Origin of the sequence: Mycobacterium sp. E2479 (assembly GCF_001667925.1) — a bacterium.
Lineage (GTDB): Bacteria > Actinomycetota > Actinomycetes > Mycobacteriales > Mycobacteriaceae > Mycobacterium.
Genome location: NZ_LZJR01000162.1, coordinates 1 through 24,524 on the forward strand (window position 1 = coordinate 1; position 24,524 = coordinate 24,524).

At 66.0% G+C, this 24,524-nt stretch carries 22 protein-coding genes and 1 tRNA gene; 9 read left to right on the forward strand and 14 right to left on the reverse strand.

Going from position 1 to position 24,524, the window contains the following annotated elements; translation table 11 throughout:
- The 8 genes from mfd to A5686_RS28140 all read left to right on the forward strand — a co-directional run.
- The coding region (gene mfd / locus A5686_RS25165) for a transcription-repair coupling factor (protein ID WP_067940102.1) at positions 1-2,828 on the forward strand (2,828 nt) is incomplete at its 5' end.
- A 73-nt stretch (positions 2,829-2,901) separates the two neighbouring features.
- Positions 2,902-3,945: a nucleoside triphosphate pyrophosphohydrolase gene (locus A5686_RS25170; protein ID WP_067940104.1), complete on the forward strand. Its 1,044-nt coding sequence runs from the start codon at positions 2,902-2,904 to the stop codon at positions 3,943-3,945.
- Between the two features lie 312 nt (positions 3,946-4,257).
- A complete protein-coding gene (locus A5686_RS25175) occupies positions 4,258-4,986 on the forward strand; it encodes a lytic transglycosylase domain-containing protein (protein WP_156750235.1) in 729 nt (242 codons plus the stop codon).
- Between the two features lie 67 nt (positions 4,987-5,053).
- Positions 5,054-6,343 carry a phosphopyruvate hydratase gene (eno, locus tag A5686_RS25180; RefSeq protein WP_067940108.1) on the forward strand — a complete coding sequence of 430 codons (1,290 nt, stop codon included), beginning with the start codon at positions 5,054-5,056 and terminating at the stop codon, positions 6,341-6,343.
- A gap of 20 nt (positions 6,344-6,363) precedes the next feature.
- A complete protein-coding gene (locus tag A5686_RS25185) occupies positions 6,364-7,062 on the forward strand; it encodes a septum formation initiator family protein (RefSeq protein ID WP_067940110.1) in 699 nt (232 codons plus the stop codon).
- Positions 7,055-7,543 (forward strand): DUF501 domain-containing protein, encoded by a 489-nt coding sequence (locus A5686_RS25190; RefSeq protein ID WP_067940111.1) that lies wholly within the window; start codon positions 7,055-7,057, stop codon positions 7,541-7,543. Before A5686_RS25185 ends, A5686_RS25190 begins: the two co-directional genes overlap by 8 nt.
- A complete protein-coding gene (locus A5686_RS25195) occupies positions 7,537-8,493 on the forward strand; it encodes a Ppx/GppA phosphatase family protein (RefSeq protein ID WP_067940113.1) in 957 nt (318 codons plus the stop codon). The genes A5686_RS25190 and A5686_RS25195 overlap by 7 nt, the downstream gene beginning before the upstream one ends.
- A gap of 101 nt (positions 8,494-8,594) precedes the next feature.
- Positions 8,595-8,909 carry a hypothetical protein gene (locus A5686_RS28140; protein WP_067940115.1) on the forward strand — a complete coding sequence of 105 codons (315 nt, stop codon included), beginning with the start codon at positions 8,595-8,597 and terminating at the stop codon, positions 8,907-8,909.
- Between the two features lie 96 nt (positions 8,910-9,005).
- Here the strand turns inward: A5686_RS28140 and A5686_RS25205 are convergent, their stop codons facing one another.
- The 13 genes from A5686_RS25205 to A5686_RS25265 all read right to left on the reverse strand — a co-directional run bounded on the left by A5686_RS25205 (position 9,006) and on the right by A5686_RS25265 (position 22,994).
- A complete protein-coding gene (locus tag A5686_RS25205) occupies positions 9,006-9,686 on the reverse strand; it encodes a response regulator (RefSeq protein ID WP_067940117.1) in 681 nt (226 codons plus the stop codon).
- Positions 9,687-9,735: 49 nt separating this feature from the next.
- Entirely contained in the window at positions 9,736-12,312 is a 2,577-nt protein-coding gene (locus A5686_RS25210) for a sensor histidine kinase KdpD (RefSeq protein WP_067940119.1), read from the reverse strand.
- Between the two features lie 12 nt (positions 12,313-12,324).
- Entirely contained in the window at positions 12,325-13,248 is a 924-nt protein-coding gene (locus tag A5686_RS25215) for a potassium-transporting ATPase subunit C (RefSeq protein ID WP_067940121.1), read from the reverse strand.
- A 1-nt stretch (position 13,249) separates the two neighbouring features.
- Positions 13,250-15,412, reverse strand: a complete 2,163-nt coding sequence (gene kdpB, locus A5686_RS25220) for a potassium-transporting ATPase subunit KdpB (protein WP_067940123.1) — start codon at positions 15,410-15,412, stop codon at positions 13,250-13,252.
- A complete protein-coding gene (gene kdpA / locus A5686_RS25225; RefSeq protein WP_067940125.1) occupies positions 15,412-17,082 on the reverse strand; it encodes a potassium-transporting ATPase subunit KdpA in 1,671 nt (556 codons plus the stop codon). The genes kdpB and kdpA overlap by 1 nt, the downstream gene beginning before the upstream one ends.
- Positions 17,083-17,172: a K+-transporting ATPase subunit F gene (locus A5686_RS28525; RefSeq protein WP_067940127.1), complete on the reverse strand. Its 90-nt coding sequence runs from the start codon at positions 17,170-17,172 to the stop codon at positions 17,083-17,085.
- Positions 17,169-17,252, reverse strand: coding sequence for a potassium ABC transporter ATPase (locus A5686_RS28530; protein WP_156750236.1), 84 nt, complete (start codon positions 17,250-17,252; stop codon positions 17,169-17,171). Before A5686_RS28530 ends, A5686_RS28525 begins: the two co-directional genes overlap by 4 nt.
- Positions 17,253-17,522: 270 nt before the next feature.
- Entirely contained in the window at positions 17,523-19,058 is a 1,536-nt protein-coding gene (locus tag A5686_RS25240) for a cell wall metabolism sensor histidine kinase WalK (protein WP_067940131.1), read from the reverse strand.
- Entirely contained in the window at positions 19,055-19,828 is a 774-nt protein-coding gene (locus tag A5686_RS25245; protein WP_067940136.1) for a response regulator transcription factor, read from the reverse strand. Before A5686_RS25245 ends, A5686_RS25240 begins: the two co-directional genes overlap by 4 nt.
- Positions 19,829-20,066: 238 nt before the next feature.
- Positions 20,067-20,351: a WXG100 family type VII secretion target gene (locus A5686_RS25250; RefSeq protein WP_062899478.1), complete on the reverse strand. Its 285-nt coding sequence runs from the start codon at positions 20,349-20,351 to the stop codon at positions 20,067-20,069.
- A 52-nt stretch (positions 20,352-20,403) separates the two neighbouring features.
- Positions 20,404-20,700, reverse strand: coding sequence for a WXG100 family type VII secretion target (locus A5686_RS25255; protein WP_067929734.1), 297 nt, complete (start codon positions 20,698-20,700; stop codon positions 20,404-20,406).
- A 163-nt stretch (positions 20,701-20,863) separates the two neighbouring features.
- Positions 20,864-22,036: a PPE domain-containing protein gene (locus A5686_RS25260; protein WP_067940138.1), complete on the reverse strand. Its 1,173-nt coding sequence runs from the start codon at positions 22,034-22,036 to the stop codon at positions 20,864-20,866.
- 58 nt (positions 22,037-22,094) lie between these two features.
- Positions 22,095-22,994 (reverse strand): PE domain-containing protein, encoded by a 900-nt coding sequence (locus tag A5686_RS25265; protein WP_067940140.1) that lies wholly within the window; start codon positions 22,992-22,994, stop codon positions 22,095-22,097.
- Positions 22,995-23,348: 354 nt separating this feature from the next.
- Between A5686_RS25265 and A5686_RS25270 the strand changes: the two genes are divergently transcribed.
- Positions 23,349-23,422 (forward strand) — tRNA-Leu (locus A5686_RS25270).
- 168 nt (positions 23,423-23,590) lie between these two features.
- Here the strand turns inward: A5686_RS25270 and A5686_RS25275 are convergent.
- Entirely contained in the window at positions 23,591-24,139 is a 549-nt protein-coding gene (locus tag A5686_RS25275) for a hypothetical protein (RefSeq protein WP_067940142.1), read from the reverse strand.
- Positions 24,140-24,524 lie beyond the last annotated feature (385 nt).

Genomic DNA, 24,524 nt, shown 5'->3' on the forward strand with positions numbered 1-24,524 from the left:
TGGCCAAGATCGCCGAGGGCGTCGCGGTCGACGGCATGGAGGCGTTGCTGCCGGTGCTTCGGCCCGGCGAGCACGTCCTGCTGACCGACCAATTGGCCCAGCGCACACCGGTCTTGGTCTGCGACCCGGAGAAGGTCCGCACCCGCGCCGCCGACCTGATCAAGACCGGTAGCGAATTCCTCGAAGCGTCGTGGTCGGTCGCGGCGTTGGGGACCGACGCGCCCGTCGACGTCGCGCAGTTCGGCGGATCGGGGTTCGCCGAACTCGATGACGTGCGCGCCGCGGCGGCTCGTGGCGGGCATCCGTGGTGGACGCTGAGCCAGCTGTCCGACGAGTCGGCCGTGGAGCTCGAGATCCGGTCGGCGCCGTCGGCGCGCGGGCACCAGCACGATATCGACGGCATCTTCGCGATGCTGCGCGCGCACGTCAGCACCGGCGGCTACGCCGTCGTCGTCGCACCCGGCGCCGGCACCGCGCATCGCGTGGTGGAACGGCTCGGCGAATGCGACACCCCCGCCGCCATGCTCGACTCGGGTGCCGCGCCCAAGCCCGGTGTGGTCGGAGTGCTCAAGGGACCCCTGCACGACGGCGTGATCATCCCAGGCGCCACGTTGGTGGTGATCACCGAGACGGACCTGACCGGAAGCCGGGTGACGGCCGTCGAGGGCAAACGCCTGGCGGCCAAGCGGCGCAACACCGTTGATCCGTTGGCGCTGACCGCCGGCGATCTGGTGGTGCACGACCAGCACGGCATCGGCCGGTTCGTGGAGATGGTAGAGCGCACCGTCGGCGGCGCCCGCCGCGAGTACCTGGTGCTCGAATACGCCTCGAGCAAGCGCGGCGGTGGATCAGACAAACTCTATGTCCCGATGGATTCGCTGGACCAGCTGTCGCGGTACGTCGGCGGCCAGGCGCCCGCGCTGAGCAAGCTGGGCGGCAGCGACTGGACCAACACCAAGACCAAGGCCCGGCGCGCGGTACGGGAGATCGCCGGTGAACTGGTGTCGCTGTACGCCAAGCGGCAAGCCAGTCCCGGGCACGCATTCGGCCCGGACACCCCCTGGCAGGCCGAGATGGAAGACGCGTTCGGGTACACCGAGACGGTCGACCAGCTGACCGCCATCACCGAAGTCAAGGCGGATATGGAAAAGCCGATCCCGATGGACCGGGTGATCTGCGGCGACGTCGGCTACGGCAAGACCGAGATCGCCGTGCGGGCGGCGTTCAAGGCGGTCCAGGACGGAAAGCAGGTCGCCGTGCTGGTGCCGACCACGCTGCTGGCCGACCAGCATCTGCAGACCTTCAGCGACCGGATGGCCGGATTCCCGGTGACCGTCAAGGGCCTGTCCCGGTTCACCGACGCCACCGAATCCAAGCAGGTCATCGAGGGCCTGGCCGACGGATCGGTGGACGTGGTGATCGGCACGCACCGGCTGCTGCAGACCGGGGTGCGCTGGAAGGACCTCGGTCTGGTGGTGGTCGACGAGGAGCAGCGGTTCGGCGTCGAGCACAAGGAGCACATCAAGTCACTGCGCACCCACGTCGACGTGCTGACCATGAGCGCAACCCCCATCCCGCGGACGCTGGAGATGAGCCTGGCCGGCATCCGCGAGATGTCGACGATCCTGACGCCGCCCGAAGAGCGGTATCCCGTGCTGACTTACGTCGGCCCGCAGGACGACAAGCAGGTCGCGGCCGCCCTTCGCCGCGAGCTGCTGCGCGACGGGCAGGTCTTCTACGTGCACAACCGGGTCAGCTCGATCGACCGGGCGGCGGCCCGGATCCGGGACCTGGTGCCCGCGGCGCGGGTGGTCGTCGCGCACGGGCAGATGCCCGAAGACCGGCTGGAGCGCACGGTGCAGGGGTTCTGGAATCGCGAGTACGACATCCTGGTGTGCACCACGATCGTGGAGACCGGGCTGGACATCTCCAACGCCAACACGCTGATCGTGGAGCGCGCCGACACGTTCGGTCTCTCGCAGCTGCACCAGCTGCGCGGCCGGGTCGGCCGCAGCCGAGAGCGCGGCTACGCGTACTTCCTGTATCCGCCGCACGCGCCGCTGACCGAGACGGCCTACGACCGGCTGGCCACCATCGCGCAGAACAACGAGCTGGGCGCCGGCATGGCCGTCGCGCTGAAGGACCTCGAAATCCGCGGCGCCGGCAACGTGTTGGGAGTCGAGCAGTCGGGGCACGTCGCCGGGGTCGGCTTCGACCTGTACGTCCGGTTGGTGGGCGAGGCGGTCGAGGCGTACCGGGCCGCCGCCGACGGCCAGACGGTCACCACCGCCGAGGAGCCCAAGGACGTGCGGATCGACCTGCCCGTCGACGCGCACCTGCCGCCGGACTACATCGCCAGCGACCGGCTCCGGCTGGAGGGTTACCGTCGGCTGGCCGCGGCGGCCTCCGACGGGGAAATCGACGCGGTCGTCGAGGAACTCATCGACCGGTACGGGTCGCTGCCCGAACCGGCCCTTCGGCTGGTGGCGGTGGCGCGACTGCGGTTGCTGTGCCGCGGCGCCGGCATTACCGAGGTGTCGGCGGCGTCGGCGTCGACGGTCCGGCTGTCGCCGATGACGTTGCCGGATTCGGCTCAGGTGCGGCTCAAGCGGATGTATCCGGCCGCGAGCTACCGCGCCACGACCTCGACCGTGCAGGTTCCCATTCCGCGATCCGGCGGCGTGGGCGCGCCGCGACTGCGCGATGTCGAGTTGGTGCAGATGGTGGCCGACCTGGTGACGGCACTGCAGGGCACACCGCAGACCGACATTGGTATAACGAGTGAACTGTCGTCGTCGATGGCAAGTGAGCAGCGACAGGCGCGATGATCCGCGCCCGCGACGATGCAGTGGGGGTAGGGCCCGCTTGCGGGGGCCGAAGCGATGCGGAGGAGGGGCGCGAATGATCGTCGTCTTGTTCGACCCCCGTCGCCCCTCGCTGGTGCCCGTCGAAGCCATCGAGCACCTCAGCGGCGAGGTGCAGTACACCGAGGAGATGCCCGTCGCCGTGCCTTGGTCGCTGCCCGCGGCGCGCCCGGTGCATTCCGGCGAAGACGCCCCCGTGCTGCTGTCGTCCGACCCCGACCACCCCGCCGTCGTCGCCCGGTTGGCGGCAGGTGCGCGGCTGATCTCGGCGCCCGAGACGCCGCGTGGTGAACGGCTGGTCGATGCGGTGGCGATGATGGACAAACTGCGCACCGCCGGGCCCTGGGAAAGCGAGCAGACGCACGATTCGCTGCGCAGATTTCTGCTGGAGGAGACCTACGAACTGCTGGACGCGGTCGGCAGTGGCAGCGCAGACCAGTTGCGCGAAGAGCTCGGCGACGTGTTGCTGCAGGTGTTGTTTCACGCCCGCATTGCCGAAGATGCTCCGCATCTGCCCTTCACCATCGACGACGTCGCAACCACCCTGATGCGAAAGCTGGGCAATCGGGTACCCGGAGTGCTTGCCGGGCAACCTATTTCGCTCGAAGAACAGCTGGCACAGTGGGAGGAGCGCAAGGCCGCCGAAAAGCCGCGGAAATCGGTGATGGACGACGTGCACACCGGGCAGCCCGCATTGGCGCTGGCCCAAAAGGTCATTGCGCGTGCCGGCAAAGCGGGCTTGCCCGCCGATTTGATCCCCGAGGCGATCAGCACAATTTCAGTGTCGGCCGACGTCGATGCCGAAAGTGCCCTGCGCGCGGCCGTTCTGGACTTCGTGGAAACGGTCCGCGGAGTCGAGCGGACGATCTCGGCCGCACGCCGCGGTACCGATGTTCCCGAGGAGTTCGATGTGGCCCCGGTCGGCGAGATCTCGCAGGAGGAGTGGCGTGCGCACTGGCCGGCCGATGCACCGGCATTCGAAAATCGACAGCAGGAGTCGGCGGCCGAGACCGACGCCGAGCCCCACACCGCCTTGGTCGAGGTGGAATCCAGCGCCGACGCCACGGCCGGCGACGCCTGACGAAACGGCGCCGTTTCCACCGCGCCGCCGCGCAATATCTCACACTTTCGCCTGCGAAGGCGAGGATCACCGGAATGTTTGCCGTATTTGACGTGGAGCGGTCGGTAATATCGCGGATGAGGTTGCGAATACCCGTGTTCGGGCTCGGTCTGGCCGCGCTCTCCGAGGCGACTAGCAGCTAACCGAAAATTAGCTGGATCCGACGACAGGTTGGTGCGGCGAGGCCCGAGACGACCGGGTAGTTCCCGAATGCGTGGGACGATGGTGTGGCGGAAGTTGGTGCAGGCGAGTGTGGGGAGCCCAGGAAGCATGGTGTCGCCGAGGCGTTGGATGCGCGCGGCCGCCGTGATTGGCGCGACCTCGATCGTGCTGGCTTCTAGCTGTACCTGGCAGCTCAGCCTGTTCATTCCCGACGGCGTCCCGCCACCGGCCGGGGATGCCGTGCCGGCGGTGGACACTCATGCCACTGGCCGGCCCGCGGATCAATTGCGGGAGTGGGCTCAGCAGCGGTCGGCGGGGCTGGAGATCCCGGTGATCGCGCTCGAGGCCTACGCCTACGCCGCCCGGGTCGCCGAAGTCGAAAACCCGAAATGCCACATCGCGTGGACCACTCTTGCGGGCATCGGCCAGGTCGAGAGCCATCACGGCACCTACCGGGGCGCGCGGCTGGCGCCCAACGGCGATGTGAGCCCCCCGATCAGGGGTGTCCGCCTCGACGGCAGCGGCGGCACGCTGCGCATCGTCGACGCCGAGGAAAGCGTCACCGACGACGACGGTGTGACGCGGGCCATGGGTCCGATGCAGTTCATCCCGGAGACGTGGCGGCTCTACGGTGTCGACGCTCACAACGACGGCCGGGTGAGTCCGGACAACATCGACGATGCCGCGCTCGCGGCGGCGGGCTATCTATGTTGGCGCGGAAAGGATCTCGCAACGCCCCGCGGCTGGATCACCGCGCTGCGTGCCTACAACAATTCCGGTGTCTACGCGCGCGCGGTCCGCGATTGGGCGACCGCCTACGCAAAAGGTCACCCGCTGTAGCAGGATGTATCGCTGACCGGCGAAAGCACGCACCGGCGACCCACCAAGTTCAGGCAAGGAGAACTCAGTGCCGATTATCGAGCAGGTCGGGGCCCGCGAGATCCTCGACTCCCGCGGTAACCCGACGGTCGAGGTCGAGATAGCCCTGATCGACGGAACCTTTGCCCGCGCGGCGGTGCCGTCCGGCGCGTCGACGGGCGAGCACGAGGCGGTCGAGCTGCGCGACGGCGGCGAGCGTTACGGCGGCAAGGGCGTGCAGAAAGCGGTGCAGGCTGTGCTGGACGAAATCGGTCCCGCGGTGATCGGCCTGAACGCGGATGATCAGCGGTTGGTGGACCAGGCGCTGCTGGATCTGGATGGCACCCCCGACAAGTCGAGGCTGGGCGGCAACGCGATTCTGGGTGTGTCCCTTGCGGTGGCCAAGGCGGCCGCCGATTCCGCCGAGCTGCCGCTGTTCCGTTACCTCGGCGGCCCGAATGCGCACATTCTGCCGGTGCCGATGATGAACATCCTCAACGGCGGCGCACACGCCGACACCGCCGTCGACATCCAGGAGTTCATGGTCGCACCGATCGGTGCGCCCAGCTTCGCCGAAGCGTTGCGCTGGGGCGCCGAGGTGTATCACGCGCTGAAGTCGGTGCTCAAGAAGGAGGGGCTGAGCACGGGCCTGGGCGACGAGGGGGGCTTCGCCCCCGATGTCGCGGGCACCACCGCGGCCCTGGATCTGATCAGCCGGGCCATCGAATCGGCCGGTTTCAAGCTCGGCGCCGACGTGGCGTTGGCCCTCGACGCGGCCGCCACCGAGTTTTTCACCGACGGGACCGGCTACCAGTTCGAGGGTGCCACGCGCACCGCCGAGCAGATGGCCGAGTTCTACTCCGGCCTGCTCGGCTCGTATCCGCTGGTGTCCATCGAAGACCCACTGTCAGAAGACGATTGGGACGGCTGGGCGACGTTGACCGCGTCGATCGGCGAACGGGTGCAGCTGGTCGGCGACGACATCTTCGTCACCAATCCCGAGCGGCTGGAAGAGGGCATCGACAAGGGCGTCGCAAACGCGTTGCTGGTCAAGGTGAACCAGATCGGCACGCTGACCGAGACACTCGACGCCGTCGCGCTGGCCCACCACAGCGGCTATCGCACGATGATGAGCCACCGCAGCGGCGAGACCGAGGACACCACCATCGCCGACCTGGCGGTAGCCGTCGGCAGCGGGCAGATCAAGACCGGGGCGCCGGCTCGCAGCGAGCGCGTCGCCAAGTACAACCAGCTGCTGCGGATCGAAGAGGCGCTCGGTGACGCCGCACGCTACGCCGGCGACCTGGCCTTCCCGCGGTACGCCGTGGAGGCGAAATAGCTTGACGTCCAACGGCTGACATGGCTGACGCGAAACGGCCCGACTCGAAGCGGCGCTCCCCGGCATCCCGCCCGGGGAAGGCCGGTGATTCGGGTCGGGGCCGTCCCACGGCCAAGCCGTCCTCCAAGCCGTCTTCGCGTACGTCCTCCACGGCCAACCAGGCCGGGCGGACCCCCACGCGAACGCAGCAAGAGCATGTCGTCGAACCCATCACGCGCCAAGCCGCCCAATCCCTCGAGCAGCGCTCCGAACAACGACTGGGTTTCACCGCGCGCCGCGCGGCGGTGCTGGCGGCGGTGATCTGCGTGCTGACGCTGACCATCGCCGGCCCGGTGCGCACTTACTTTGCGCAGCGCACGGAGATGAATCAGCTGGCCGCCACCGAGGCCGCGCTGCGCAGTCAGGTCGCTGACTTAGAGCAGCGGAAGGCCAAACTTGCTGACCCGGCGTACATTGCGGCGCAGGCTCGCGAACGGCTCGGCTTCGTCAAGCCCGGAGACATCCCGTTCCAGGTTCAGCTTCCGCCGTCGGCGGCCCAGCCCACGGAGCCGGGATCTCCGTCGGCGAAGCCGGCCAACGGTGAGCCGTGGTACACGTCGCTGTGGCACACCATCGCGGACACTCCGCACCTGCCTCCGGCCAATCCCCCGCCCCCTCCGGCCGAACCGGCACCAGCCGGTCCGGTGCCGACAGCGAATCCCACGGGTCCCGGTGGTTGATCATGCCGACCTGGAGGCGGTGGCGCGCCAGCTCGGGCGCGAGCCGCGCGGGGTGCTCGAAATCGCCTACCGGTGTCCCAACGGTGAGCCGGGCGTGGTGAAGACGGCGCCGAAACTGCCTGACGGCACGCCGTTTCCGACGTTGTACTACCTGACCCATCCGGCGCTGACGGCCGCCGCAAGCAGGCTGGAGACCACGGGGTTGATGCGCCAGATGACCGAGCGGCTGGCCCAGGACGCGGAGTTGGCGGCCGCGTACCGGCGCGCCCACGAGTCGTATCTCGCCGAACGGGACGCGGTCGAATCACTGGGGACCACGTTCTCCGGCGGCGGAATGCCTGACCGGGTCAAGTGTCTGCATGTGCTGATCGCCCATTCGCTGGCCAAGGGTCCCGGCGTCAATCCGTTCGGGGACGAGGCGCTGGCGATCCTGGCCGACGAGCCGGCGATGGCGGGCATTTTGGCGGCCGGGCAATGGTAAGCGGCCGGCTCGCGGGAATCGACTGCGGTACCAACTCAATCCGGTTGCTGATCGCGGACTTCGACGGTGGCCGGTTACGCGATGTGCACCGGGAGACGCGGATCGTGCGGCTGGGGCAGGGTGTCGACGCGACGGGTGAGTTCGCCGCGGACGCGATCGCCCGTACCCGCGCGGCGCTCACCGATTACGCGGCCTTGATCAACGCGCACGGTGCGCGGCGCGTGCGAATGGTGGCCACATCCGCGGCCCGCGATGTCGCCAACCGCGACGCGTTTTTTGCGATGACGGCCGACGTGTTGGGCGCGGTGCTGCCTAAAGCGGTGGCAGAGGTGATTACCGGCGCTGAAGAGGCCGAGCTATCCTTCCGCGGAGCGGTCGGCGAGTTGGACAGTGCCGCCGGCCCTTTCGTCGTCATCGACCTGGGTGGCGGCTCCACCGAGATTGTGGTCGGCGCCGATGCCGAAGACGGCGTGACGGCCAGCTACTCGGCCGACATCGGCTGCGTCCGGCTGACCGAGCGTTGCCTGCATTCGGACCCGCCGACGCCCGAGGAGGTCGCGGCGGCGCGCCGGGTGGTACGCGAACGGCTGGAGGCCGCGCTGGGGGTCGTGCCCGTGGAGGGGACGAAGACGTGGGTGGGGCTGGCCGGGACCATGACTACGTTGTCCGCACTGGCGCATAATCTGACGGCGTATGACTCTGCCGCCATTCATCTTTCGCGTGTTCCCGGCCACGACCTGCTGGCGGTGTGCGAACGGCTGATCGGCATGACACGAGCCGAGCGTGCGTCGCTGCCGCCTATGCACGAGGGTCGGGCCGACGTGATCGGCGGGGGTGCGATTGTGGTCGAGGAGTTGGCGCGCGAGCTGCGCGAGCGAGCGGGCATCGACGAGCTGACGGTCAGCGAGCATGACATCCTGGATGGCATCGTGTTGTCCATCACCGAATAAATCACACTTGCCACATTGGCCTCTGGGAAAGTGGGTACATCTTTTGCCCGCCTCATAGCGACAGCTCGGTCGGTGTCGGACCCGTGTGCAACGGTCGGGGGATGAGCTATTCACTCAGAGGGATCGAACTGCGCTACGTGTTGGCGATGCAGTTGGCGGTGCATGGACCGGCCACCATCACGGAGCTGACTGAAGCGCTTGACTGGCATGGGTTTTGCGTCCGGGCCAGACCGTCGAAGGTGATCTCGGATGCACTGCGGTGGGAAATCGAACGGGGCCGGGTAACGAGACTCGGACGGGGCCGGTACGGGCCGGGATACATGCCGCGTGGCACCGAACACCGAATTCACCAAAGGGTTTTAACGTTGCGGGAGGCGGCTGCCTCAGTTGTCGCTATGAGGCGGGCAATTGACTAACCCACCTGTGCGGGGGCCAAAGTGGTGGGTGGGGCGCGCCTGGCTGGACGAGGCAGGTGGTACGAGGACGACGGGACGCGGTTTCAAACACGGGGCTCATCCCTCGAAGCGATACCCCATCCCCGACTCGGTCAGCAGGTGCTTTGGATGCGACGGATCGTTCTCGAGTTTGCGGCGCAGCTGCGCGAGATACACACGGAGGTAATGTGTTTCGGTCGCATATGCCGGGCCCCACACCTCTTTGAGGAGTTCCTCGCGGGTCACCAGCTTGCCGCGATTGCGGACAAGGACCTCGAGCATCCCCCACTCGGTCGGGGTGAGGTGGACTTCGCGGCCGTTCTTGGTGACCTTCTTGGCGGCCAGGTCGACCGTGAACGATTCGGTCTCGACCACCGGTTGCTCCAGTTTGGATGCAGCTGCGTTGCGCCGCACGGCGGCGCGCAGCCGCGCCAAGAACTCATCCATCCCAAAGGGTTTCGTCACATAGTCGTCGGCGCCGGCGTCCAGCGCCTCGACCTTGTCCGACGAATCGGTGCGCGCCGACAACACGATCACCGGTGCGGTGAGCCAGCCACGCAGACCGGCCAGCACGTCGATGCCGGAGATGTCGGGCAGGCCGAGGTCGAGGATCACCACGTCAGGTTTGTGCTCGGCGGCCGCGCGCAACGCGCCGGCACCGCTGGACGCGGTGATCACGTCATAGCCCCGCACCGTCAGGTTGATGCGTAGCGCACGCAGGATCTGCGGTTCGTCATCGATGACCAGGACCCTCGTCATATGCGCCGCTCCTCAGCATCGCTGCGCTCTGCATCGTCGCCGGCACGCGTCATAACGCATCAATCGCCTGTGGCGCAGCCAGATCCACGATCACGGTCAGCCCGCCTCCCGGGGTGTCGGTGGCGGCAATCGTCCCGCCCATCGCTTCGACGAAGCCAAGCGCCACCGACATCCCCAGGCCGACACCGATCGTGTTGTCGTGATCGCCGAGACGCTGAAACGCTTCAAAGATCTGTTCCTCGGCCCCATGCGGAATCCCGGGGCCTTCGTCGATGACGTTGATCAGCACGCGATCACCCACCCTTCCGGCGTTCACCCGGACCACACAGTTGGGCGCGTAGCGCAGCGCATTGTCGATCAGGTTGGCCAGCACCCGTTCAAGCAGCCCCGCATCGGCCATCACCATGGCGTCGGCCACCTCTACCTTGACCCGATCGATGGCGGACCGGAAGAATCCGGTGGCGCCCTTGCCGATGCTGACCAGTGCCCGTTGCACGATCTCCTCCAGATACACGCGGTTCAGTTCAGGGTGGATCACCCCGGCGGCCAGACGCGACGAGTCGAGCAGGTTTGCGACCAAAGCGGTCAGCTGGTCAATCGACTCCTCGATGGTGGCCAGCAATTCTGCGGTGTCGGCGGGGGAGAAGGCGACGTCCTCGGCGCGCAGGCTGGAGACGGCGACCTTGGCCGCGGCCAGCGGCGTGCGCAGGTCGTGGCTGACCGCAGATAGCAGTGAGCGCCGAAGTTCGTCGGCCCGGACGATCGCCTCGGCTCGGCTCGCCTCTTCGGCAAGCTCGCGCTGTCTGATCAAACCCGCGGCCTGCTTGGCCACCGCCCCCAGTACCCGCCTATCACGTGCGGACAGCTTGCGTCCCGCCAGCAGCATCCAGAACTCGTCGTCGCCGATTTCGATTGCGGTGTCGGCGGAATCGACGGTGACACAGGGATCGCGGCCCACATAGGCGACGACCTCACTCGTGTTGCCACCCGCTCGCATGTCGTCGGCGGTCTCGCGCAGCATGCTGACCGCACGCTGCGCGTAGGTCTCTCGTACCCGTTCGAGCAGCGTTTCCAGGTCGGCGCCGCGCAGCACCGAACCCGCGAACAGGGTCAGCAGCTCGGCTTCCTGCGAAGCGCGACGGGCCTCCCGGGTGCGTTTTGCCGCGAAGTCGACCAGCACCGCGACGGCGACCGCGATGAGCAGCAACACCAATTCGGTGATGGCGCTGTTGGGTTCGGCGATGGTGAAGCTGTGCCGCGGGGGGATCAGGTAGTAGTTCAGCAGCAGGCCGGACAGCACGGCCGAAAGCGCCGCGGGCGCAACGCCTCCCAGCAGGCCGACCAGCAGCACGCCGATGAAGAACAGCGCGCTCTCGCCGCCGGTGTCCAGATACGGATCCAGCGTCGTGACCGTGACCGCGCAAATGACCGACGGCACGATTAAGGCCGCCAGCCACGACGGCACCCGCCGCTCGCGGGGCGCGAGTGACGACACCCGGAAGCCGCGCTTGGACTCCCCGTGGGTGACCAGGTGCACGTCGATCTTTCCCGACAGCTCCACGATCCTAGGACCGATGCCCTCCTCGAACAGGCGTGCCCAGCGCGATCGCCGCGAAGTGCCGATCACCAGCTGCGTGGCGTTCATTTCGCGGGCGAACTCGAGCAGCGCCCTGGGAACCTCATCACCGACCACGGTGTGCATCGAGGCGTCCAGGCTGCTCGCCAACTCACGGATCTTGGCGATCCGCGACTCCGACAGGCCGGCCAGACCGTCACCGCGGATGACATGCACCACCATCAGCTCCGCGGTGGACTTCGATGCGATCCGCGATGCCCGTCGCACCAGTGTTTCGGATTCGGGACCACCGGTGACCGCGACTACCACCCGCTCGCGGGCCTCCCACATGTCGGTGATCTTGTTCTCCGCGCGGTATTTGGCCAACGCGGTGTCGACCTGGTCGGCCAGCCACAACAGCGCCAGTTCCCGTAACGCGGTCAGGTTTCCGCGCCGGAAGTAGTTGGACAGCGCCGCATCGATGCGATCCGGTGCATACACGTTGCCATGAGATAACCTGCGGCGTAACGCCTCTGGCGTGATGTCGATGAGCTCGACCTGAGCCGCCTGTCGGACAACCGAGTCCGGAACCGTCTCTTTTTGCTCTATGCCGGTGATTTGGGCGACGACGTCGTTCAGGCTTTCCAGGTGTTGAACGTTGACCGTTGAGATCACTGTGATCCCGGCGTCGAGCAGTTCTTCGACGTCTTGCCAGCGCTTGGCGTTCTTGCTGCCCGGTGTATTGGTATGTGCGAGCTCGTCGACGAGGACGACTTGCGGGCGGCGCGCCAAAACAGCCGGCACGTCTAGTTCGGCGAAGCTGCCGCCGCGATAGTCAATGTAAATCGGCGGGATGAGCTCGATGCCCTCAAGCAGCTCAGCGGTTTTCGACCGGCCGTGGGTTTCCACCACGCCGGCCACCACATCGGTGCCGCGCTCCAGCCGCCGATGTGCCTCGCCAAGCATCGAGTACGTCTTGCCCACGCCCGGAGCCGCACCGAGATAGATGCGTAGTTCCCCGCGTTTGGGATGGTGGTCGCCGACGCTGACGTCGCTCACGTCAACCATCATCCCCCTTCGGCGCTAACTCGTGACCGGATACCGGTGGTCGAGTTGCAGATTTAGTTGCAGCACATTGACGCACGGTTCACCGAAGAATCCGAGTCCGCGGCCGCTGCTGTTCTGTGCGACGACGTGGCGTATCTGATCTGGGCTGACGTGGCGCACCTTGGCCACCCGCGCCACCTGGATGTCGGCATAGGCGGGTGAGATGTTCGGGTCCAGCCCGCTGCCGCTGGCCGTTACCGCGTCGGCCGGCACCGCCGGGTCGCCGGGTGCGGCGCCGCGGATCGGCACGATCTGCCCGATCGTGTAGTCCTCGCCATACTTTGCGCATTCGACCCGCACGCCGTCGTAGCGGGTGAGGAACGGCGTGGTCGTCGATCCGCACGGCTCGTTGACGCTGACTACCCGGGTCGGGCGGATGACGTTGCCGCGCGCGTCGCGCGGGCCGATCACCGACAGCACCGCACCCACACCACCGCCGGTGCAGAACGGTCGCGACCCATCGATGCCCTCCAGCTTGCCGACGGCGGCGCTGCGCGAGCACACGGTCGTCAACAGGCTCGGTTTGAACCCGGCATCCGATGCCGACTTGCCGACCGCTAGTTGCGATGGATCGGCGGGCTTGTCGACGATGCTCTCCGGGCCGAGGTTGCTGCCACCCGACGAGGTGGGGTCATACCCGTTGCCGGCCGCCGAGGGGCGGCTCTGAAAGTACTGCGGGAGCGCGTTGCCGTCCTTGTCGGTGAACGCCTGGCCGATCAGTCGGCTGCCCATCGGCCTCCCGTCGGCCGCCAGAATCGACCCTTCGGCCTGGTCGCGCAATCCGGGAAAGTGTGCGACCACCCAGATGAACAGGGGATAGCCCAGGCCGGTGATCACGGTCAGCACCAGCAGCGTGCGCAGCGCGGCCCAATGCAGACGAACGAAATTGGAGAAAGACATATCACGATATCCCTGGGATGAATCCAACGATCAGATCGATCAACTTGATTCCGGCGAACGGGGTGGCGATACCGCCGAGACCGTAGATATAAAGATTGCGGCTCAGCAGTTTTGACGCGCTACTCGGCGTGTACCGCACGCCGCGCAGCGACAACGGGATCAGCAGGACGATGATGATCGCGTTGAAGATGACCGCGGACAGGATCGCCGACTGCGGGCTGTGCAGCCGCATCACGTTGAGCAGGTCCAGCCCTGGGAAGAGCGCGACGAACATCGCCGGGATGATCGCGAAGTACTTGGCGATGTCATTGGCGATCGAGAAGGTGGTCAGGGCGCCGCGGGTGATCAACAACTGCTTGCCTATCTCCACGATCTCGATGAGTTTGGTGGGATCGGAGTCCAGGTCCACCATGTTGCCGGCCTCTTTGGCCGCCGACGTACCGGTGTTCATCGCCACACCCACGTCGGCTTGTGCCAGGGCGGGAGCGTCGTTGGTGCCGTCGCCCGTCATCGCGACCAGCCTGCCGCCTTCCTGTTCGCGTTTGATCAGGTCGAGCTTGTCCTCGGGTGTGGCCTCGGCCAGAAAGTCATCGACGCCGGCTTCGTCGGCAATCGCTTTGGCGGTCAACGGATTATCTCCGGTGATCATCACCGTCCGGATGCCCATCCGCCGCATCTCGTCGAACCGGTCACGCATGCCCTGCTTGACGACGTCCTTGAGATGGATGACACCGAGCACTCGTGCTTGTCTGTCGGCCATGCCGGCACCGCTTTCCCCGACGACCAGCGGAGTACCGCCCCCGGCCGAGATGCCGTCGACGACCTCGCCGAGTTGTTTTGGCACCGTACCCCCCTGCGCGCGTACCCATTCCGCCACCGAATTCGCGGCACCCTTGCGTAACAGGTGACTGTCGAGGTCGACACCCGACATCCGGGTGGCGGCCGAGAATGTCACCCATCGGGCCTGGGCGAGTTCACCGGGCGTGCGTGCACGCAACCCGAAGTGTCGCTTGGCGAACACGACAACCGAACGGCCCTCCGGTGTTTCGTCGGCAAGGCTGGACAACTGCGCGGCGTCGGCAAGCTGTTCGGCGGAGACCCCATCGAGCGGGATGAAGGCCGCAGCCTGCCGGTTGCCCAGGGTGATGGTGCCGGTCTTGTCCAGCAGCAGGGTGTTCACATCGCCGGCGGCCTCCACCGCCCGCCCGGACATGGCAAGTACGTTTCGCTGCACCAGCCGGTCCATGCCGGCAATGCCGATGGCGGACAGCAGCGCACCGATCGTCGTCGGAATCAGGCAGACCAGGAGTGAGACCATCACGATCCCGGTGACACCATTTGCGTTGAGAGCCTGGCTATCCGGGACTCCCGGATTGTTGACCTTGGAGTAGATCGCCAGTGGCTGCAAGGTCGCGACGGCGAACACGAAGATGATCGTCAACGCCGCCAACAGGATGTTCAGCGCGATCTCGTTGGGAGTTTTCTGCCTGTTAGCGCCCTCGACCAACGCAATCATCCGGTCGATGAAGCTTTCTCCCGGCTTCTGGGTGACTTTCACGACGATGCGGTCGCTCAGCACCGTGGTACCGCCGGTCACCGCCGAGCGGTCACCACCGGACTCGCGGATCACCGGCGCCGATTCACCCGTGATCGCCGATTCATCCACCGAGGCAATACCTTCCACGACATCGCCATCAGCCGGGATGACCTGACCGGCCTCGACCACAACGATGTCGCCCTGCTGCAGCTGTGGCGCGGCGACCGCTTCCTCGACCGCGGTGGCTCCTGGTGCCCAGTCTTTGAGTCGCCGGGCCATAGTTTGGGTCTTGGCCCGACGCAGCGTTTCGGCCTGGGCCTTGCCCCGGCCTTCGGCCACCGCCTCGGCCAGGTTGGCGAACAGCACGGTCAGCCACAGCCAGAGCACCGTCAGCCAGGCGAACCACGTCGGGTTGATGAACGCCAGCACGGTGCTCCAGGCGGCGCCGATTTCGACGATGAACATCACCGGGTTCCGCCACAGGGTGCGCGGGTCGAGTTTGCGCAGCGCATCCGGTGTCGATTTCCACAGCATTGTCGGGTCGAGCAGGCCGCCCCGCACCCGCTTTCTGCTTGCGGGAGTCGCCGTTCGGGTCAACTCGGCCGGGTCGATGGCGGTCGCGGTCATCAGTGGATTCCTTCGGCGAGAGGCCCGAGCGCGAGCATGGGCAGGAATGTGAGGGCGACGACAATCAACGTGACGCCGGCGACCATCCCGACGAATTGCGGCCGGTGAGTAGGCAGGGTGCCCGTCGACTCCGGTGTGCTGCCCTGCCTGGCCAGCGCACCGGCCAGCGCCAGCACGAGCACGATGGGCAGGAATCTGCCGAAGGCCATCGCCAACGCGAGGGCCGTGTTCCACCAATCGGTGTTGGCACTGAGTCCGGCGAACGCCGACCCGTTGTTGTTGGTCGCGGAGGTGAAGGCGTAGAGCACCTCGGAAAGTCCGTGCGGTCCGCCGTTGAGCATGCCGGCCCGCTCGCCTGGCAGCGCCATCGCGATCGCGGTACCGGTCAAAACGATCAACGGCGTCACCAGGAAATAACTTGCGGCAAGCTTGATTTCGCGTGGGGTGATCTTCTTTCCGAGGTACTCGGGGGTACGCCCGACCATCAGCCCGGCGACGAAGACGGTGATCACCGCCAGGATGAGGATGCCGTACAGGCCAGAACCTGTCCCGCCGGGCGCGACCTCGCCCAGCTGCATGTTGAACATCGCGATCATGCCACCCAGGCTGGTCAGCGAGTCATGGGTGGAGTCGACGGCGCCGGTGGAGGTGAGCGTCGTCGCGGCGGCGAACACCCCCGAATCGGTGACACCGAAGCGTTGCTCGACTCCCTCCATCGTCGCGCCGATCGACGTCGGGACCGTGCCGTGGTGCTGCACCTGGAACCACAGCATGAACGTCGTGCCGGTGGTGTAGAGCGTCGCCATGACGGCCGCAATCGCGAAGCCCTGCTTGGTGTTACCCACCATCCGCCCGAAGGTTCGCGGCAGCGAGAAGCCGATCACCAAGATCAGGAAGATTTCCAGCCAGTTGGTCCAGGCGGTCGGATTTTCAAACGGGTGCGCGGAGTTCGCGTTGTAGAAGCCGCCGCCGTTGGTGCCAAGTTCCTTGACGACCTCCTGGCTGGCCACCGGCCCGCCGGTGATGGTCTGCCGCGTGCCGTTGACCGCGGTGACGACCTGGTCGTGCAGGTGAAAGTTTTGGATCGCCCCGCCGGCCACCAGCAGGATCGCGCCGATGATGGCGATGGGCAACAGGATTCGCAGCGTTCCGCGCGTCAGGTCCACCCAAAAGTTTCCGAGCTCCCCGGTGCGTCTGCGGGCGAACCCGCGCACCAGCGCCACCGCCACCGCCATACCCACTGAGGCCGACGCGAAGTTCTGCACCGCCAGTCCTGCCATCTGTACGAGATGGCCCTGGGTCGTTTCACCGGAATACGCCTGCCAGTTGGTGTTGGTGACGAAGCTGACCGCGGTGTTCCAGGCCAACGACGGCGTCATCTTTGTGGCCGGGTCGTGCAGGTGCAACGGCAACTTGTCCTGAACGAGTTGGAAGACGAACAGGAACAGGATGCTGACCGACGAGAACGCCAACACGCTGCGGGCATAGGCCCCCCAGGTCTGCTCCGAGCCGGCGTCGACCCCGATCAGTCGATAGATCACCCGCTCGGCATGGAGGTCCTTTTCGGACGTATACACGCGAAACATGTAGTCCCCGAAGGGAATGTGCACGACTACCACGGCCGCGACGAGAACGACGAAGAATCCGATCCCGGCTGTTGTCGTGCTCACTTAGAACCTCTCGGGGAACAGCAGGGCGCCTGCGAGGTAGAGCGCAATGAGGATGCAAAGCACCAGGCCGACCGCGTTCTGATAGTTCACAGCCGTTCGACCAACTTCTGAGCCAGGCCGAGTGTGGCGAACATCGCCACGGTCAGCACGAGATACACCACGACGCCCATCATTTCTCCGTCCCGTGCCGATCACGTGCATACAAAAGGGGAACTCGACGAGGCAGCCACAGCGCGGTCTCGCCAGCCAGATCAGCTCGAAATTAGCTCCGGTGTCATCCGCCGGCGCGTCCGGTTGACGATTTCCTAACGGGCGCGCGGTGCACATTTACGGGTTCTTAACGCGCGCCCCGAGAGCCGAGTCGGCCGCGTCTCACGGCCGGGTCAGGAGATTGCAGCGGCTCAATGACCCGCAGCGGCCCACACATGGGTGCCGGCGCGCTAGTGTGATGGTTCGTCGGCGACGGAACTACTGATCAATGGCAGCCGCACCCGGAAAACCGTGCTGCTCTCGTCGGATTCGGCAGTGACCGAACCATGGTGAGCCTTAACGATCGAACTGACGATGGCTAGTCCCAGGCCATTGCCGGTGCCGTTGGATCTGGACTTGTCGGCCCGGACGAACCGCTCGAACAACTTCGGGAGCAGCTCCGGGTCGATCCCCGGGCCGTCGTCGGTGACGGTCAATTCCGCGCACGGCGCCTCGGGACCGGTGTGGCGGCAGGTGATTTCGGTCGTCACCGTAACCCCCGGCGGGGTGTGCACGTGGGCATTGCTGAGCAGATTGCTGACCAGCTGATGTAGCCGGGCGTGATCGCCGCGCACCCATACGGGCTCACTGGGCAGCTCTTTGACCCAGCGGTGCGTCGAGGCCGCCACCGTCGCGTCGTTGACGGCATTGCTGACCACCTCGGCCAGGTCGACGTCCTCGGACTGCAGGTCTTGACCTTCACCCAGACGGGAAAGCAGCAGCAACTCGTCGACGAGCAACGCCATCCGCCGGGCTTCGGACTCGATTCTGGCGAGTGCATATTCGGTGGTCGGCGGCAGCGCCGAACTGTCCTGACGGGTGAGTTCGGCGTAGCCCTGAATGGCGGCCAGCGGTGTGCGCAACTCATGGCTGGCATCGGTGATGAATTGGCGCATCCGCATGTCCGAGTCAACCCGGTGCGCCAGCGCGCCATCGACGTTGTCCAGCAAGCGGTTCAACGTGTGGCCGACGATCCCCACCTCGTTTTGCGGATTGGTGTCCTGCGGTGGTACCCGGACGCTGATCCGGTGGTCGTCGCCGGTTAGCGGCATGGCCGCGACACCGGCGGCGATGGCCGCGAGCCGGCGCAGCGGACGAAGCGTGTAGCCGACCACCCACACCGTGAGCCCGGCGGTGAGCAGCAATGCCGCCGCGGTGAGCGCGATGGTGGTGAGCTGCTTACGGGCGATGATGCGGTCGGCGAGTTTCTGCGACACCCCGACCACGAGGACGTCGGAGCCGTCGACGGTGCTGTCGATACGGTAAGGCCCCAGCTTGCCGAGTGATTCGGTGCGTGGCGAACCGTCACGCCACGATTGCGATTGAAGGTCGCGGACGACGTCGGGTGGCGCGGGTTTCGGTTCGTCCTCGGAGAAGACCGCCGACCCGATCACGGTGCCGTTGTGCAGCACGGCGATCAGGTTTCCCGGCGTCTGCCCGGTGAACTCCAGCATCGCCTGTTCGATGGGCGGGGTGCCGGGATGCGGCGAAACATGTTCGCCCTTCCGGTATTTGGTGTACTGGTGGCTCAACGCGTCCAGGGACTGTGCGACGGCGGCATCGCTCATGATGTTGACGTAGCCGCGCAAGCTCAGCACCGAGACGATGCCGACGGTCACCAGCACAACGCTGACCACGGCCAGCACGCCTAAGAGCAGTTGGCGCCGTAGCGAATGGGGGAACCACCGGGGGAAATTCCCGGATGTGCTGTCCGGGTCTGGGGTCATTCCGCCGGCCGCAGCATGTACCCCACACCGCGGACGGTATGAATCATCGGTTCCCGCCCGGAGTCGATCTTCTTCCTCAAGTACGAGATGTAGAGATCGACGATGCTGGTGCGGCCGGCGAAGTCGTAATTCCAGACACGGTCCAGGATCTCGGTGCGGCTCAGGGCGCGGCGGGGATTGCGCATGAGGAAGCGCAACAATTCGAATTCGGTAGAGGACAGCGATATCGGATCGCCGTCACGGGTGACTTCCCGGCTGGCGCTGTCGACCTTGAGGTCGCCGACTTTGAGCGTCTCGGAGGTCGGCGCGGGTTGCTGGCCGGAGCGGCGCAGCAAGCCGCGCAGCCGGGCGACCAGTTCTTCGAGGCTGAACGGCTTGGTCATGTAATCGTCGGCGCCCGCGGTCAGACCGGTGACCCGGTCCATCACCGAGTCGCGCGCGGTGAGGAAGAGCGTGGGGGTGTAAGCGTCGGATTGCCGGACGCGTTCCAGGATTCGCAACCCGTCCACATCGGGAAGCATGATGTCGAGGACGAGGACGTCGGGACTGACCCGGTCGAACTTGGCCATGGCCTCGCGCCCGTTGTGGGCGATGTCGACGACCCAACCCTCGTAATGCAGCGCCATTTTTACCAGGTTGGTCAACGCCGGCTCGTCGTCGACCAGCAAAACCCGGATGGGTGACCCGTCGGGACGGTGGATCCTGGGCAGCTGGCCCAGGATGGCTTGGCGTGGACGCTGCGTGCTTGAGTACCCCGACATTGCGGTCATGTTCCTACATTCTGGCAAGCCACACACCCGACTGTCACGGAGTTCATAGAATTCTCAAATGTAGTTTATGCCGTGGGGTCCGCTCGAACTGAAAACGGCGTGCCAAAAATGCTGGGATGCAGAGTCGTTGCTGTGGCGGCCGGGCAGTGGTCGGCGTCGCCGAACACAGCGCGAAACTAAGTTTCAGGTGAAAACGGGGCCGCACATCGAATGGTGTGCGGCCCCGTCTCAAGACGTTTTAGGCCCAGGAGGACCCAACGGCGCTGTCGGTGCTGGCCATGTTGCTGCCCGCGGACTGGACCTTCTGTCCGTGCGCGTTGGCCTGCTCGTAGATGACCTGAAAGTTACGACCCAACTGGGTGATGAACTCCTGGCATGCCACCGAACCCGCACCGCCCCAGAAGTCGCCGGCAGCAAGCACATCACGAATGATGGCCTGGTGCTCAGCCTCCAAGGACGCGGCCTGGGCGCGGATCAAGGCACCGTGGGCGTCTACGTCGCCGAACTGGTAATTGATGCTCATAACGGTGTACTCCTAATGTCTTCGAGATGTTAGGCAGCTGCGGTAATCGGCGTTAGCTGCCGAGGATTTGCTGCGAGGCCTGCTCTTGCTGCTCGTAGTTGTTCGCGTCGCGAATCAGCCCATCGCGCACTCCGTGGAGCATGTTGACGATGTTGCGGAAGGCCTGGTTGACCTGACCCATGGTGTCGTACGAGGTGGCCTGCGCCTGACCGCTCCAGCCCGCGCCGGCGATGTTCATCGAGGACGCCCACATCTTGCGAGCCTCGTCCTCGACGGTCTGGGCGTGCACCTCGAAACGGCCCGCCATCGCCCGCATCTCGTGCGGGTCGGTCATAAAACGTGTTGCCATGTCGGCTGTCTCCTATCGTGAAGCTTCAGTTCGCGGAAGTCTTTACCAGTTGTACTTAATGCCGTGGTGGCCGCGTTGTAAATAGATTACGGCGCCCCGGTTAAATGCTTCGCCTCAAACCGGTGACATCTACCCCCTTCTTGCCATATCAGCGGTCTTCTCTTTAGACGACGACCTGTTTGGGCATGACGATCGGCTTGAAGCCGTATCGCGGTCCGGTGCCGTAGGCGCCAGCGCCCTTTGCCGCCGCCGCCATTCCGGGCATGCCGGGCATCGCGCTGACCGACTCCGCCTCGGCCGCCGCCGTCCACCCCGAGCCTGCGAGGGGAGCGGTGGAGGAAGCCGCCGACGCCGGCGCGGCCGCACTCCAGCTGGCCGGAACCGACAGTCCGCCGACCGCGGAGGCCTCGCCGACGGCCGCCGAGGCCCCCGCGCCCGACACCGAGCCCACCATCGTGCCCGGCGTAATCGCGGCCGCACCCGCGGCGGGTGCAACGGAGTCGGTGAGGGCGAAGGGGATCGCCGGCACGGTCCCCAGGGTGTGCCCGAGTGATACGGCCGTCGGGATGGCGGTGCAAACCCACCATGCACTCGTGTTGACCGCGCCGTTGATGGCGTTGAAGACGGACGGCGTGCCGAGCAAGCCGTCAAACGACTGCAAAAGGTTCGCCCCGGTGGCCGGAATATCCGGGGTCGTGTAGCCGGGGATGCTCAATGCGTCCGAGAGGGGACTGGCGGCCAACGCCTGCAGCGTGCCGCCCGTCGAGTCAGCGGCAAGGGCGGTGCTATCCGCCGCCGAAGCGGCCGCCGGATTGGTGGTCGAGGTCAGTGGCGTGACGGGTGTAAGGACCCCGGCCGCCGCGGAGGCGGCTTGGTACGCGCCCATCGCGGTGGCGTCTTGGACCCACATCGCTTCGTACTCGGCTTCCAACGCAGCCACTTGCGGAAGCGTGAAGGGCAGCCCGGCGAGGGCAGCATAAAACGCGGCTCTGTTGGCATAGACCAGCGCCGGGTTCACCACGCCCATGTACGCCGCCTCGAAGGCGGCGGCCGACGCCGTGGCCTGTGCGCTCGCCTGCTCGAGCGTCGCCGCCGTCTCGGTCAGGTAGGTGATGATCGGCTGGGCCGCGGCCGCCGCCGCCGCCGACCCCCCGCCTGTCCAGCTCTCTGTGGTCAGCAACGAGATGATCGACTCCCACTGCGTCGCCGTGGAACTCACCTCGGCGGCCAGGTTGGCGTACGCCGCCGCGGCGGCCATGAGCGGTGCCGCGCCCGGACCGGCGTACACGAGCGTCGAGGTTATCTCCGGTGGCATGGCGGCAAAATCAAAAACCATTGTCTTCTCGCTCCCTGTATCCGTTCGAATTTCGCTTCGCGTTAACCGAGCTCGCTGCTCAGACGGTCGCCGCTTTCGGCATGACGATCGGCTTGACGCCGTAGCGCGGCGCGCCGAAGCCGGCGCTGTTGCGCGCGGCCGCGCCCACTCCGGGCATCCCGGGGATGATCGTCCCCGCGCCGGCCTGCGGCGCCGCGGCAGTCCAGCCCACCGTCTCCAGCGGCGCCGCGCTCGTGCCGACGACCGGGGTCGCTGAGCCGGCCCAGGTCGGTGGCACCGACAGCTTGCCGACCATGGTTGCCTGTCCTGCTGCGGCCATCGGTGCGCCCAGGCCAGCCATGCCGCCACCGGCCATCGGCGCCATCGGCGCCGTCGCGTCGGCGAGACCCGCCGCGTCGGCGGCCGAACCGGCGGCGTCGGCGACGGAGGTGTCAAGCAGACCGCCGCCGCCCAAGCCGAGCAGGGCGGAGCCAGCGGACGCCCAGTTCCCTCCACCGATGTTGAAGATGTTGCCCAAGTTGCTGGACAGGCCGAACGGCCCACCGAGTCCGGCGCTGTAGTTGCCGGTACCGCCGAGCAGCCACTGGAGGATGTCTAGGGGGTTGGAGCCGGGGGTCGCAGCGGCATTCGAAACGCCGGCAAGGTTGGAGGCGTTGGACAGCGTGGCCTGGGCTGCGTTGATGGCTTCGGTGTCCCCGTAGCTGCCGGAGCTGATGCCGAGGGTTTGCGCGTAATTTTGCAGAAGGGTCTGCGCCTCCGCCGCGATCGTTTGGTACTGGGTGCCGTACGCCGAGAAGATTGCCGCTTGCTGGATCGACACCGGGTCAGCGGCGGCGGGAGCGATGACGGTGGTCGCCGCCGCGGCGCCCGCGTTCTGCGCGGCCAGGTTGGCGTTGATGCCCGAGAGCAGCCCCTCGGCAGCGAGCATCTCTTCGGTTTGTGTTGTCAGAAAAGCCACGGTTGCTCCTAAAGTTGGAACGAGCCGACCCCCATGTGTTGGTCGACCTGTGTGTTTGCGTAACGGCCCCTGTGCGTTGGCGTAACACTAACGACCCACGCGTTCACGTTCCCGGCGGAAAGGGCCAGGTTGACGGCCGTTTACGGCTTTTTAACGATGGAGTCGGCAGTTTTAACACGGTCCTGCCGGACGACATAACGGCGTCATCTGTCATCGCGCGGAAACCCGTGGTTAAGCCGCGCGGGCGCGGATCGTAGCCGACACTGATCGCGAATGCATCTTGCGATTTCGGGCTATTTCCAGCGGGATGCGATGTCTCGGTTTCGGCGGCGGCGCGCTAGCATTCGCCGCCGGGCCCCCATAGCCCAATTGGCAGAGGCAGCGGACTTAAAATCCGCCCAGTGTCGGTTCGAGTCCGACTGGGGGCACGGTATTAACGTGTGGGCGAGAGCGCATGTCGGCCACCATTCGAGCGGCCAACTCACGGCTTTCGGACTCGCCCTGACAGCAGCGTGATAGCGGGTCGGTGTGACGGCGGCGTCGCCAGCAACGCAGGAGGTCAGCCGTCCTAGTGAAATGGCTGAAGCGAAGCGCGACTAGTCACTCGCCCCGCCTTGTTGCAAGAAGTTCAGCGTATATCCCTGGTAGGTCAGTTCCTTGGGGTCAAGTCCGATGATCTCGAGAAATGGGTACCACTCCCGAGAGTCGACGAACCAGTCCCAGCGTTTGATGTGGCCATCCTGGTTGGTCCAGACGTAATCCCACTCATGCAATTCGAGCACCGTGCCGTTGGGTAGTGTGCCCGCATAGGTGTCACGCACGGCGAAGCCCCAGTCGGCAGCGGTGCAGTCGAAGGGAGTCACGATCCGGAAGTCGGGGACGTGCTTCCACCACATACGAAACTCGGGAGTAAGCATGTCGCCGTCGGGCGCGTACTTGGTCATAGCGGCCGCGAGTTCCTCAGTAAAGAGGTCCGCCATCGGTTGCGCAACGCCTCCGTTGAACAAGGGACACATCATCACTGCGTCCGGCGCGTAAATCCACTCATCTCCATAGGTGATGTGGTTGGTTTCGGGCGCTTTCGCGTAGGCCTCCCACTTGGCGTATGCCATCCTGCGGTGTAGAGCCTCTCGATCCTGCGCCATCGTGGTCACCTTCCGAGTCGTCGAATTGCTGTCGCAGCCTCAGCGTAAACGCTGCTTGTCTTTTCCGAGAACGTTAATTCTCAAATCAGGAGGCTGGCACCAGGTGCTTGCTGACTTCCAGCGCGCGAGTCCTGCCGCTGCTGGGTCACTGCTGGCCAGCAATATCTCTAATATCGCCGAGCCACCTGTGGGGCGAGGTTCCTAGATTCTCGGACGTCGTCAATCGCGAGCCGCTTCCGCCGTGCCCGTTAGGCATCCGCTTACTACCTCATAGCGGTCTATCACAGCGCACGCCGCTCTCGGTCGTGGGGTCTGCTGCACGGATAGGTGACAGTTTCGGTCATGCGGCCTGACTGGCCGGTGTGGTCATGATTGCTTCGAATTC